The sequence below is a fragment of the Xanthomonas sp. NCPPB 3200 genome (assembly GCF_056393585.1).
The window spans coordinates 3,471,334-3,484,761 of the sequence record NZ_CM150785.1; the positions used below are offsets into that span (position 1 = coordinate 3,471,334).

The 13,428-nt window shown below is 66.7% G+C and carries 7 protein-coding genes; 6 read left to right on the forward strand and 1 reads right to left on the reverse strand.

From position 1 onward, the window contains the following. The first annotated feature begins 2 nt into the window (after positions 1-2). The 4 genes from AC06DU_RS15095 to AC06DU_RS15110 all read left to right on the forward strand — a co-directional run bounded on the left by AC06DU_RS15095 (position 3) and on the right by AC06DU_RS15110 (position 6,192). Positions 3-515: a hypothetical protein gene (locus AC06DU_RS15095; RefSeq protein WP_054591015.1), complete on the forward strand. Its 513-nt coding sequence runs from the start codon at positions 3-5 to the stop codon at positions 513-515. 58 nt (positions 516-573) lie between these two features. Continuing rightward, entirely contained in the window at positions 574-2,091 is a 1,518-nt protein-coding gene (locus AC06DU_RS15100) for a PhoPQ-activated pathogenicity-related family protein (protein ID WP_478202739.1), read from the forward strand. A 330-nt stretch (positions 2,092-2,421) separates the two neighbouring features. After that, positions 2,422-3,456 carry a glucokinase family protein gene (locus AC06DU_RS15105; RefSeq protein ID WP_478202740.1) on the forward strand — a complete coding sequence of 345 codons (1,035 nt, stop codon included), beginning with the start codon at positions 2,422-2,424 and terminating at the stop codon, positions 3,454-3,456. Between the two features lie 102 nt (positions 3,457-3,558). Continuing rightward, positions 3,559-6,192, forward strand: coding sequence for a TonB-dependent receptor (locus tag AC06DU_RS15110; protein WP_478202741.1), 2,634 nt, complete (start codon positions 3,559-3,561; stop codon positions 6,190-6,192). Positions 6,193-6,440: 248 nt separating this feature from the next. Here AC06DU_RS15110 and hrpA read toward each other — a convergent pair whose 3' ends face one another. Then, positions 6,441-10,571, reverse strand: coding sequence for an ATP-dependent RNA helicase HrpA (gene hrpA / locus AC06DU_RS15115; RefSeq protein WP_478202742.1), 4,131 nt, complete (start codon positions 10,569-10,571; stop codon positions 6,441-6,443). A 90-nt stretch (positions 10,572-10,661) separates the two neighbouring features. Here hrpA and AC06DU_RS15120 point away from each other — a divergent pair, with 90 nt between their 5' ends. Then, positions 10,662-11,219, forward strand: a complete 558-nt coding sequence (locus tag AC06DU_RS15120; protein WP_024939933.1) for a Dps family protein — start codon at positions 10,662-10,664, stop codon at positions 11,217-11,219. A 394-nt stretch (positions 11,220-11,613) separates the two neighbouring features. After that, on the forward strand, positions 11,614-13,410 hold the full coding sequence (gene recQ, locus AC06DU_RS15125; protein WP_024939934.1) for a DNA helicase RecQ: 1,797 nt from the start codon (positions 11,614-11,616) through the stop codon (positions 13,408-13,410). The last annotated feature ends 18 nt before the right edge of the window (positions 13,411-13,428 follow it).

Here is a 13,428-nt window from a genome sequence, read left to right on the forward strand (position 1 = left end):
CCATGTCGCTCGCACGCCGCATTCCCTTGCTGGTCTGCCTGACCCTCGCCCTGAACGCCGCTCCGGCCCTCGCGCAGCGCGCGGTGCAGGGCGACCTGCAGTCGCAGATGAGCGCCGAGCAGTTCAAGGCCGCCGGGCTGGACAAGCTCGACGCCGGCGAACTGGCCGCGCTCAACGACTGGCTGCAGGGCAAGGTTGCCAAGGAAGCCGCGGTCGTGGTCGAACAGGCCAAGGAAGCCGGCCGCCAGGAAGTGATCGTCAAGAACCGCGGCTTCTTCGATTTCGGCAGCAACGAGCCGATCGAGAGCAACATCGTCGGTGAGTTCAAAGGCTTTTCGAAGGGGCGCGTGTACACCCTGGCCAATGGCCAGGACTGGGAGCAGACCGACGCTGCGACGTTGTCGGGCGTGCGCAAGGCGTCACCCAAGGTCAAGATCAAGCCGGGTCTGGTCGGCGTGTGGTATCTGCAGATCGAGGGCTACAACACGCAGGCCAAGGTGCGCCGGGTCAAGTAAGCGCGTCCAGGCATTGCCGGCCCGCCACCGCAGATTGAGCAGGCGACGGAGAACACGCATGCGTTGGATGCCATGTTGCAGCCTGGCATTGCTGGCGTCGCTGGCCTGGTTCGCAGGCGTTGCGCCTGCCGATGCGGCCACTGCGCCCACCCTGTCAGCGCAGCAGTGCGCCGATGCGCCCGAGGTCGGCATCGACCAGGCGCTGGTGTGCTATCACGATGCCATCGAGCGCCAACCGCTGGTCTACCGGCGCGTGGCCACCCGCACGGTGGACGGTGTCGAAAGGCGCGATTACCTGCTGACCTCGCAGCAGTGGTCGCCGGAGGACCTGGTGCAGCCGGCCAGCTGGCAGCACGATGTGGCGATCTACATTCCGGCAGATGCGTTGCCGACGCGTGCGCTGCTGATCTCCACCAATGGCACCCGCCAACCGGCCGATGGCAGCGCGCCACAACCGCCCAGCGAATTGCCACCCGAGGCCCTGGCCGCATTGGCGCGGCGCAGCCGCACCGCGGTGATCGCGCTCGGCGATCTGCCCAGCCAGGCACTGACCTACCGCAACGATGGCACGCCGCGCCGCGAGGACGACAGCGTCGCCTACAGCTGGTCGCTGTTCCTGGCGTCGCCGCAACAACGCAAGACCATGCCGCTGCATGTGCCGATGGCCGCCGCAATCGCGCGCACCATGAGCCTGGCCGAACGCGAATTGGCGCCGTTGCAGATTCATCGCTTCATCCTCGCCGGCGCCTCCAAGCGTGGTTGGGCGAGCTGGCACGCCACCATCGCCGATGCGCGCGTGGAGGCAGTGGTGCCGTTCGTGATCGACATCCTCAATCTGCCGGCCGTGCTCGATCACATGTCCCGGGCCTATGGCGGCAACTGGCCGATCGCATTCGGCGCCTACGTCAGGCAGGGAATCACCGCGCAGCTGCACACGCCGGCATTTGCGCAGCTGGTGCAACTGCAGGACCCGCTGAGTTATCTGCACACGCCGCAGCGCAAACGCCTGGCCGTGCCCAAGTACATCGTCAATGCCAGCGGCGACGATTTCTTCCTGCCGGACAACACGCAGTTCTTCTACGACGCGCTGCCCGGCAGCAAGGCGCTGCGCATGGTTCCCAACAGCGCGCATAACGGCATCCGCGCCTCCATCGTCGACAGCCTGGTGCCCTTCGTGACCCGGCTGCAGCAGCAGCGTGCATTGCCAAAGGTGCGCGATTCCCTGCACGCAGGCGAACACCCGCAGATCCGCTTCCAGTCGTCCGAGCGCCCTGCGCAGTTGCGTCTGTGGCAGGCCCGCAACCCGGCGGCGCGCGATTTCCGCCATGCCTGCGGCATTCGTTACAGCGCCACGCCGATCGCGCCTGCACGCGGCAACACGGTGTCGGTACCAGTGCAGATTCCCGACGCTGGCTGGAGCGCGTACTTCGTCGAGGCCACCTACGCGGACGGCTTCGTCGCCACCAGCCAGACCTACGTGCTCGGCAAGCAGCGCTATCCGACGCAGGCGCCACCCAGCGACGGTGCGGCCTGCAGCACCTTGCCGGGCGCTGCCTCTGCGGCGGCTGCGCGCTGAGCTGGCGACTGCGCGGAGCGCTGATGCAAACAAGCTGGCGGTAGCGACCGCCGAAGCCAATGTCGATGCCACGGAGCGATGTCGGCGCCGCTCAGCGTCCAGATGGCGACAACAGACGCGACCGTTGCGACGGCGCAATGCGGCGTGCGCGCTCTCCCGCACTGCAATCACGCCCATGCACACAGCCCTGAAACGGGCGATTCTGCACTTGAGTCCGCCAGCAAGATCGATCCAACCCGACTGAACCATTGACATCGTTGTCACCAACTTCTACACAGGCCGCTACTCGCCGATCGCATTGGCCGGTCGGATGAATCCAAAGGACTGCACGTGGCTGCGACTTCGCGTTCTGCTCTCGCTTCTGGCTTGCCCACCGCACCGGTTGCCACCGGCTTCATCGCGGCCGACGTGGGTGGCACGCATGTGCGGGTCGGCCACATCGCGCGGGCTGGTACTGCTGCGACCGAGCTGTCGCATTACCGCACCTACCGCTGCGCCGAACACGCCAGTCTGGACGCCATCCTTGCCGACTTCCTGCAGCAACGGCGCGACATCGAGGCGGTGGTGATCGCCAGTGCCGGGGTGGCGCTGGACGATGGCAGCTTCATCAGCAACAACCTGCCATGGACGATTTCGCCTGGCCGCATTCGCACCGCGCTCGCCGTGCCCGGCGTGCACCTGGTCAACGACTTCGAAGCGGTGGCATACGCCGCACCGCTGATGGAACAACGTGCCGCGCTGCAACTGAGTGGGCCGACGCCGCGGCATGCACGCGCCAGCGGCCCCATCCTGGTGGTCGGCCCAGGCACCGGGCTGGGTGCGGCGGTCTGGATCGATGCCAGGCCGCGGGCGATCGTGCTCGCCACCGAGGCCGGCCAGGTCGCCCTGGCCAGCAACGACGAGATGGAACTGCAGGTGCTGCGGGTCCTGCTGCGTGGCGAGCGCTATCTGCCGCTGGAACATGTGCTGTCCGGGCCAGGCCTGCTGCATCTCTACGATGCCCTGTGCGAACTGCAAGGTGCCACGCCCCGCCATCGGCTACCGGCCGCGATCACGCATGCCGCGCTGCACGAAGACGATGCATTGGCACGCGATTGCCTGCAGGTCTTTTGCGCCATCTTGGGCAGCGCGGTCGGCGACATGGCGCTGGCCTACGGCGCCGCCGGCGGCATCTATCTGGCCGGCGGCTTTTTGCCGACGATCGGGCCGTTCCTGCAGAACAGCCGTTTTCGTGAGCGTTTTCTGGCCAAAGGACGCATGCGCGCGGTACTCGAACGCATTCCGGTCAAGCTGGTCGAGCACGGGCAACTGGGCGTGCTCGGCGCGGCCAACTGGTATCTGCAACACCACGCTGACCTGACGTAAGCGATCCACCACGCGCTCGGCCCCGGGCGCGCGTCTGCAAGACCCCGCATCCGGCGAGCAGCAGCCCGCCGTCCATCCCTGTGCGTGATGAGGAGAGACATCATGAAATACAGCACCACCCTGCTGTCCAGCGCGATCGCGTTGTCGCTGGCATTCGCCGCCCAAGCCCAGGACGCGGTCGACCAGGCCACCGATCTGGATGCCGTGCAGGTGGTCGGCATCCGTGCCAGCCTGGAAAAATCGCTCGATACCAAGCGCAACAACGCCGGCATTTCCGAAGCCATCACCGCCGAAGACATCGGCAAGTTTCCAAGCACCAACGTGGCCGAGGCGCTGTCGCAGATTCCCGGCGTCACCCTGGACCGGCGCTTTGGCCAGGGCGAGCGGGTCAGCATCGACGGCACCGACCCCAGCCTCAATCTGTCCTTCCTGGACGGCCACCCGGTGGCGCAGGCGATCTGGCTCTACGGCGAACAACCCAGCCGCGGATTCGACTACACCTTGCTGGCGCCGCAGATCCTGGGCCGCGCGGAAATCCTCAAATCCTCCGAAGCCCGCCTGACCGAAGGCAGCCTGGGCGGCACCGTGTTGATGCACACCCGGCAACCACTGGACCTGGACGTCAACGAGGTGGCCGCCTCCATCGGCTACAGCTACAGCGCGCAGGCCAGCGAGGGCAAGCCGAACGCGGCACTGCTGTATAGCTGGAAGAACGCGGCCGACACCTTCGGCATCGCGGTGTCGGCGCAGCATTACGAAGAACGCGTCGATCGTCGCGGTATGGAAGTGTTCGGCTATGCGCCAGCCAGTACCTTCGCCAATGCCGCAGGCGGCGTGCCCGCCGATGCGGACGTGCCCAACTCCATCAACGCGGCCTGGTTCCAGCAGGATCGCGAGCGCGACAGCGCCGTGGTCAATCTGCAGCTCAAGCCCAGCCAGGCCCTGGAATTCAACCTCAGCGGCCTGTACATCAACGAGAACTTCGACAACTACAACCAGTCGATGTACAGCTTTTTGACCTGGAATGCCGGCACGGTGGCGGCGGTGAACCAACTCGGCGGCCTGCGCAACGGTGTGGTGACCAGCGGGCATTCCGGCGCCAATGCCGACTCGCTCGGCGGCACCGTGATCTACGACAACAACGTGCGCGAATCGGAAGTCACCACCAAGGGCCTGGACCTGCGCGGCGCATTCCGCGGCGATGGCTGGGGATTGAATGGGCAGGTGGGCCAAAGCAGATCCGAGAACAAGGACCTGTCGCAGTATTTCATCGAGCCGTTCTACAACGGCGGCTTCAGCTGGGACACGCGGCGCGGCATCCGTTTCGACGATCCGGCGCGTGCGCGCGATCCGGCCAACTGGGGCTCGGCTGGCGGCTGGTTCGGCAATAACGGCATCTTTTCCACCGAAAGCAAGGACACCTACGGCCAACTCGATCTGAATCTGCAGTTCGACAGCGTGTTCAACCAACTGCTGCTGGGCGTGCGCCATGGCAAGCATGAGGAGCGCTTCGAGCTCAACGTCTATGGCGGCGTGACGCCGGGCACGCTGGCCGACGTGGGCACGATCGGGCTGACCGATCTGCAGGATTTCTATCCGGACCACGGCCGGCATGTGCAGGCAGGCCGCAACAATGTGCTGAACTGGATCCGCAACAGCCCGGTCGACTATGGCGCGCCGGATCCGGCCAGCTACCTCAACAACACCTGGGCGCTGCAGCAGACCAATAACGCCGCCTATGCGCAATTGAACTTCTCCGGCGGCGGCCTGCGCGGCAATCTCGGGCTGCGTTATGTCGATTCGAAAACCGAGGGCAGCGGCTTCGTCTACAGCGGCACGCCCACACTGCAGAACGCCGACAGCCTGTGGCAGACACGTACGCGCAAGGAGGATTTCCTGCTGCCCTCGCTCACGCTCTCCTACGAGGCCGCCGACGATTGGGTGTTCCGCTTTGCCGCGGCCAAGGTGATCGCCTGGGCACCTTACAACCAGATGGTCAACAACACCTTCCTCAACGACACCACACTGACCGGCAGTGGTGGCAATGCCGAGCTGTCGCCGTACGAATCCTGGAACTTCAACCTGTCGGCCGAGTATTACTTCGCGCAGCAGTCGGTGGTGGCGTGGTCGCTGTTCTACAAGAAGATCGACAACTACATCGACACCAGCGCCAGCGTGGAGCGCCAGTACAACGCGCTGCGCGATACCGCGCCGCAGAGCTGGGCGCAGTTGCTCGGCAGCAACGGCTGCAGCGCCGATGGCTATTGCGATTACAGCATCCAGCGGCCACGCAATGCCGGCGATGGCAAGGTCAAGGGCTTCAACATCGCGTTCCAGCAGCCGTTCGGCGACAGCGGCTTTGGTTTGACCGCCAACTACACCTACGCCAATGGCGAAAACAACACCGGCGATGCCCTGCCCTACCAGTCGCGCAACAGCGTGGCAGTCAGCCCGTACTACGAAAAAGGCCCGCTCAACGCACGGCTGACCTACAACTGGCGCGACAGCTATCTGGCCGGCGGTTACGTGGCCGGCGCCGCGCCGGCAAGCGTGGATGACTACGCCGAACTGGGCGCGAGCATCGGCTATGCGTTCAGCCCGAACTGGTCGCTGCAGGTCGACGCGCAGAACCTGCTGGACGAGCAATACCTGCAGTATCTCGGCGACACCGACCATCTGGCCGGCCGCTACAGGAGCGGGCGCCGCTACATGGCGAGCCTGCACATGAAGTTCTGACAGCGGCTGGCAACCGGACGGCGCGCACCGCCCGGCGGCGCGGCCAATGTCCGGAACCGGCATGTACCGGGCGTACACGCCGGTTCCGCGCATTGCCCACGCCCAGCTGACCACTGCGCGCTGGGTCGCGTTCACCGCTCAAGGCGCAGCGCTTGGCCTGAGTGACCAGTCGGTGGCAGGACCAGCGTCTCCGACACAACGCGATGGCGATGGCGGCAAGCCGTCGTCACCAGCGCCTCCGGCACCAGTCAGTTGCGCAACGCGGCCACCCGCTGTGACAGCTTCTTCGCCGACACGCCCGACTTGGCACCCAGCTCCTGCGCGAATACCGATACGCGCAATTCCTCCAGGTCCCAGCGCAGCGACTGCCATTCATCACGTTGCTGCAGACCGCGCGCAGCCGCCTGGTCCAATGCGTCCACGAACGGCTTGAGTTCGAGCATGCGCGCCTGGTCGCGGGCCGGGTCGCGTTTGGCACGCTCGGTTCGCAGGATCATCGCCTTGAGATAGCGCGGGTAATTGGCCAGCGCCTCGGCGGGTGTCTCGCGCAGGAAGCCGGCGTGCACCAGCGCGCGCAGCTGCTGCTCCATATCGTCCAGGTTGCCGCGCGCCCAGCCCATCAACGGCGCTTCCAGCAGGGGCTTGAGCTCGGCCACCGCAGCGAGAATGCTTTCGGCCAGCTTCAGCCGTTCCATCGCCTCGCCGAACAGGCGCTTGATCGCCTCATCGCGGCGCTGGGCAAAGGCGCCGGGGTCGCGGATCGCGCCCAGACCATCGGCCAGCACCGCGTTGAGCGCGGCATCGACCAGATCGCCGCGCAGGCGCTCCTGCGATTCGATCGCCGCGTATAGCAGCCCGGTCTTGGGCGACACCGGCAGCTGCTTGCGCGCCTGCTTGATCTTGTCGGCCAGCGCGATTTCCAGCAGCCGGCGCACGCCGCGCGGATGCGCCTGCGCCGCCTCGTTGCGGTCGGCAAAGATGCGCAACGCCGCGTCTTCGCCCTGATCCACCAGCGCCGGATAGGCCGGCACGCCGGCTTCGCCGGCGACCTGTTCGGGAATCGGCGTGGACGGAAAATCGCGCAAGCCCTCGGCAGCCAGCGCGCGCCCTGCACGCGCGGCGAAGGCCTGGCCGGCACGCTCGCCAAAGCGGGCGCGCAATCCGTCCAGATCGCGCGACTCGGCCAGCACCTTGCCGTCGTCATCGCGCAGGCGCAGGTTCATCAGCAGATGCGTGTCCAGCGACTCTTCGTCGAAATCCAGCGCCGCCACCTGCGTACCGGTGGTCTTGGTCAGAAAGCGCGCCAGCTCGCCGCGGATGTCGTCGGCCGAGGCGATGCTGTAGGCCTCGTAGAACGCGCGCCCGAAATCCGGGGCCGGCACATAATTGCGCCGCTGCGCCTTGGGCAGGCTGCGAATCAAGGCCGATGCCTTGTCGGCAACGAAGCCCGGCGCCAGCCACGACAGCCGCGCCGGATCCAGCGCGTTGAGCAGGTGCAGCGGCACGTCCAGCGTCACGCCGTCATCGATGGCGCCCGGCTCGAAGCGGTAATGCAGCGGCAACCGCGCATCGCCCAGCGGGAAATACTTCGGGAAACGATCGGCCTCGCTGCCTTCGCCCGGCAACAGGTCGTTCAATGTCCAGTGCAGGCTGCGGCGCTTGTCCGGCGGCAGGGTTTTCCACCACGCATCCAGCCCGCTGGCCGAATGCAGTTCGGCCGGGATGCGGTCCAGATACCAGCGCGCCTGCCAGTCCTCGTCGGCCACGATGCCGGCCCGGCGCAGCTTGGCTTCTTCTTCGCGCGCCTGCTCCAGCACCTTGAGGTTGTCGGCGATGAACGCCGCACGCGTGTTGATCTCGCCCGTGACCAGTCCCTGGCGTACGAACAGGTCATGCGCGCCGGCCGGATCGATCTTGCCGAAATGGACCGGCTTCTTCGGTGCCAGCACCAGGCCGAACAGGCTGATCTGTTCGGACGCCACCACCTGCCCCTGCGCACGCGACCAATGCGGGTCGAAGTGCTTGCGTGCCAGCAGATGTCCCAGCTCGGCGATCGCCCAGTCCGGCTCGATCGCGGCATTGGTCATGCCCCAGACTTTTTGCGTATCCAGCAGCGTGGCCGCCAGAATCCACGGCGGCGGCTTGCGTGCCAGTGCCGAGCCGGGGAACGGCACGAACCGGCGTTGCCGCGCGGCGAGAAAGTCGCCTTTTTCGGTGCGATGACCGATCTGCGTGGGCAGGCCGGCCAGCAGCGCGCGGTGCAGGGCCTGATACGCCGCTGCACGTTCGCGCTCGCTGGTGCGTGCCGCCGCTTCGGCCGCTTCGGCCTGCCTGGCGGCAGCGGCAGAGGCGTGTTGTGCAGGTGGCGCGTTCGGATCCGGTTTGCCTTCGCGCGCCAGCCGCGCAGCGCGATGCAACTGCCCGCGCGTGGGCCGGTTGGCGTTGTGCCCATCCTCGCGCGCAGGCGCGCTGGCACCGGCCAGCAATGGTGCCAGCATCGCGGTGGCCGGCTCTTCGCTCCAACCCAGCTCTTCGCACAACAGGCGCAGCTGCCGATGCAGCTCGCGCCATTCGCGCATGCGCAGAAAGCCGAGAAAATGCCGGTTGCACCAGTCGCGCAGCTTGGACTGGGTGAGATCTTCGTGCACCTGTCGGTAGGCCTCCCACAAGCGCAGGATGCCGACGAATTCCGAGCGTGCATCGGCAAACAACGCATGCGCGTTGTCGGCCGCTTCGCGTGCCTCGGGCGGGCGCTCACGCGGATCCTGGATGCCCAGGAAGGCGGCGATGATGATCATCTCGCGCAGGCAACCATGCTGTTGCGCAGCCACCAGCATGCGCGCCAGCTTGACGTCCACCGGCAGGCGCGCCATCTGGCGGCCGGTCGCGGTCAGGCGGCGGTTGCCGTCGATCGCGCCCAGTTCGAGCAACTGCTGCCAGCCATCGGCGACCGCGCGCTCGTCCGGCGCTTCCAGGAACGGGAAATCCTCGATCCGCCCCAGCCCCAGTTGCAGCATGCGCAGGATCACGCCCGACAGCGACGAGCGGCGGATTTCCGGATCGGTGAATGCCGGCCGCGCGGCAAAGTCCGCTTCGGCATACAGGCGGTAACAGATGCCCTCGGCAATGCGCCCGCAGCGGCCCATGCGCTGGTTGGCGCTGGCCTGCGAGATCGGCTCGATATGCAGGCGGTCCAGCTTCTGGCGCGGGCTGTAGCGCTTGATCCGCGCAAAACCCGGGTCCACCACGTAACGGATGCGCGGCACCGTCAGCGAGGTTTCGGCCACATTGGTGGCCAGCACCAGGCGCCGACGCGGCCCCGGGTTGAACACGCGGTCCTGGTCGGCCGCCGACAGCCGCGCGTACAGCGGCACCACTTCGGTTTCGCGGTACTTGCGCCGTTCCAGCGACTGGTGCGCATCGCGGATCTCGCGCTCGCCGGGCAGGAACATCAGCACATCGCCACGCGGATCGATGCGGGTGATCTCGTCGATCGCCGCCACGATCGCATCGTTGACGGTGCGTTCGCCATCGCGGCCATTGCCACGCTCGCCGTCGCCAGTGTCGTCGGCCCCGCCGGCCTCGCCTTCGAGTGGCCGGTAACGCACTTCGACCGGGAAAGTGCGGCCTTCCACATTGATCACCGGCGCATTGTCGAAATGCTGGGCGAAGCGCTCGGTATCGATGGTGGCCGAGGTGACGATCAACTTGAGATCGGAGCGTTTTTGCAGCAACTGCTTGAGATAGCCGAGCAAAAAATCGATGTTGAGGCTGCGTTCGTGCGCTTCGTCCACGATGATGGTGTCGTAGGCCGACAACCAGCGGTCGCTGGCGATCTCGGCCAGCAGAATGCCGTCGGTCATGAACTTGATCCGCGACTGCTCGCCGACCCGGTCGGTGAAGCGCACCTGGAAGCCCACCGTGGTGCCCAACGGCGTCTTCAGCTCCTCGGCCACCCGCGCCGCAACCGCGCGCGCGGCGATCCGGCGTGGCTGGGTGCAGCCGATCATGCCGGCCGCACCGCGCCCGGCCGCCAGGCACAGCTTGGGCAGCTGGGTGGTCTTGCCCGAGCCGGTTTCGCCGGCGATGACGACCACCTGATGGTCACGGATCAGCGCGATGATGCGCTCGGCCTCGCGCGCGATCGGCAGTTGCTGATCCAGCGTGATGGCCGGCTGCTGCTCGGCGCGCGCCTGGCGTTGCGCCTGCGACGCCGCCAGCGCCTGCTCGAACGCCGCGCGCACCTGCGCGTTGCCGGGCTTGCCTTGCCAGCGCGACCATAGACCGAGCAGCCGGCCCCGGTCGCGGCTCATCGCGCCATCGACGGCGCGGCGGCGTTCACGCAAGGTGTTGGCAAGGTCGGTGTCGATAGCGCTCATTGATGGAAAAATGTGAAAGATTGAATGACAACAGATCCTTTAGCCTGTCTATTGTGACCCGATATCAGGTTCCTCAGGAGGACCATTCCCATGTCCAAGAAAAAGAACGCCAACAAGCCCGTCGTCATCAATGAAGCAGCGGGTGCACTGCCGGTCGCCGCAGCATCGGCGCCACACATCGATATCGGGATCAAGGACGGCGATCGCAAGCAGATCTCCGACGGTCTGGCCCGCTACATGGCTGACGCCTTCACCTTGTATCTGAAGACCCACAACTTCCACTGGAATGTCACCGGGTCGATGTTCAACTCGCTGCACACCATGTTCGAGACCCAGTACACCGAGCAGTGGGCCGCGCTGGACGAAGTGGCCGAGCGCATCCGCGCGCTGGGCTACAACGCACCGGGCTCCTACAGCGAGTTCGTCGCCCTGACCTCGATCCCGGAAGAACAGGGGCTGAGCGACAGCGCCGACTGGCGTGAAATGGTGCGCCAGCTCGTCAGCGGCAACGAGGCGGTCTGCCGCACCGCACGCAAGGTGCTGGGTACCGCCGACGACGCCGGCGACGATCCGACCGTGGACCTGCTGACCCAGCGCCTGCAGACCCACGAGAAGTACGCCTGGATGCTGCGTTCGCTGCTGCAGTAATCCCCTTGGCGTCACCCCTGCGGGTTTGCCCAAGGCTTCGCTGCGCCGAAACCTTGGGCTCCTGCTCCATAAGTTAGACACAGAGCCCCTCTCCCCTCGGGAGGAGGAGGCACTGCTGGCGCGCCATGGGCGCGCGTGCCTTGGAGCGCCCGCGCCGCAAGCGCGGGCCGGGGCGCGGAGCGGGGCTTGGGGTGAGCGTACGGAGCGAAGCTCCAGTCGCCTTAAGCCACGCTCGGCCACCGGCCATTTTCCACGCCGCACGCCCCTACCCGACAACGCCCGCATCAGCACTCGTGGGCGCACCCGCCACATCGCGGCAATCCCCGACGCACCATTGCGCAACACCGCCGGCCTGACACCGACCAGGGCTTGACCCGCGCGGTATCCTAAGCGGATGTCTTCCCCCGCCCACGAACTGCTCAGCCGCGTCTTCGGTTACGACGACTTCCGCGGCCCACAGCAAGCCATTGTCGAACACGTCGCTGCGGGTAACGATGCCCTGGTGCTGATGCCCACCGGTGGCGGCAAGTCGCTGTGCTACCAGGTGCCGGCGCTGTTGCGCGACGGCATCGGCATCGTGGTCTCGCCGCTGATCGCGCTGATGCAGGACCAGGTCGAGGCCTTGCGCCAGCTCGGCGTGCGCGCCGAATTCCTCAACTCCACGCTGGACGCGGAGAACGCCCAGCGGGTCGAACGTGCCCTGCTGTCGGGCGATCTGGACCTGCTCTACGTCGCCCCGGAGCGCCTGCTGACCCAGCGCTTCCTGTCCTTGCTGGAACGCAGCCGCATCGCGCTGTTCGCCATCGACGAGGCGCATTGCGTCTCGCAATGGGGCCACGATTTCCGCCCCGAATACCGCCAGCTCACGGTGCTGCACGAACGCTGGCCGCATATCCCGCGCATGGCGCTGACCGCTACCGCCGATCCGCCGACCCAACGCGAGATCGCCGAACGCCTGGACCTGGTCGACGCGCGCCACTTCGTCAGCTCCTTCGACCGCCCCAACATCCGTTACACCGTGGTGCAGAAGGACAACGCGCGCAAGCAGCTGCAGGAGTTCCTGGGCCGCCACCGCGGCTCTGCCGGCATCGTCTATGCGATGTCGCGGCGCAAGGTCGAGGAGACCGCGCAGTATCTGTGCTCGCAGGGCTTCAACGCCCTGCCCTACCACGCCGGCCTGCCCGCCGAGGTGCGCGCGGAAAACCAGCGCCGCTTCCTGCGCGAGGACGGCATCATCATGGCCGCCACGATCGCCTTCGGCATGGGTATCGACAAGCCGGATGTGCGCTTCGTGGCGCATGTGGACCTGCCCAAATCGCTGGAAGGCTACTACCAGGAAACCGGCCGCGCCGGCCGCGATGGCGACCCCGCCGAGGCCTGGCTCTGCTATGGCCTGGGCGATGTGGTGCTGCTCAAGCAGATGATCGAACAGGGCGAAGCGGCCGAGGAGCGCAAGCGGCTGGAGCGCGCCAAGCTCGATCACCTGCTCGGCTACTGCGAATCGATGCAATGCCGCCGTCAGGTGCTGCTGGCCGGCTTCGGCGAGACCTATCCCAAGCCCTGCGGCAACTGCGACAACTGCCTGACGCCTGCTGCCGCCTGGGACGCCACGGTGGCCTCGCAGAAGGCGCTCAGTTGCGTGTACCGCAGCGGGCAGCGCTTCGGTGTGGGCCACCTGATCGACATCCTGCGCGGCAGCGAGAACGAGCGCATCAAGCAGCTCGGCCACGACCAGCTGAGTACCTACGGCATCGGCCGCGACCTGGACGAGCGCACCTGGCGCGGAGTGTTCCGCCAGCTGGTGGCGGCCAGCCTGCTGGAGGTCGACAGCGAGGGCCACGGCGGGCTGCGCCTGACCGATGCCAGCCGCCAGGTGCTCAAGGGCGAGCGCCAGGTGATGATGCGGCGCGAGAACCCGGCTGCCGGGCGCGAGCGCAGCGCGCAGCGGACCGGCCTGCCGGTGCAGCCGCAGGATCTGGTGCTGTTCAATGCCTTGCGCGGCCTGCGCGCGGAGCTGGCCAAGGAGCAGAACGTGCCGGCCTTCGTGATCTTCCACGACAGCACGCTGCGCAATATCGCCGAACAGCGGCCGACCAGCATCGATGCACTGTCGCGTGTCGGCGGTATCGGTGGCGGCAAACTGGCCCGCTATGGCGCGCAACTGATCGAGATCGTGCGCGAGCAGGGCTGATGCAACGGCATGTGTCAT

Bases quoted from the DNA above. Each gene is read 5' to 3' on its own strand.
- AC06DU_RS15095 (WP_054591015.1), top strand. From the start codon at position 3: ATGTCGCTCGCACGCCGCATTCCCTTGCTGGTCTGCCTGACCCTCGCC.
- AC06DU_RS15100 (WP_478202739.1), top strand. From the start codon at position 574: ATGCGTTGGATGCCATGTTGCAGCCTGGCATTGCTGGCGTCGCTGGCC.
- AC06DU_RS15110 (WP_478202741.1), top strand. From the start codon at position 3,559: ATGAAATACAGCACCACCCTGCTGTCCAGCGCGATCGCGTTGTCGCTG.
- hrpA (WP_478202742.1), bottom strand. From the start codon at position 10,571: ATGAGCGCTATCGACACCGACCTTGCCAACACCTTGCGTGAACGCCGC.
- AC06DU_RS15120 (WP_024939933.1), top strand. From the start codon at position 10,662: ATGTCCAAGAAAAAGAACGCCAACAAGCCCGTCGTCATCAATGAAGCA.
- recQ (WP_024939934.1), top strand. From the start codon at position 11,614: ATGTCTTCCCCCGCCCACGAACTGCTCAGCCGCGTCTTCGGTTACGAC.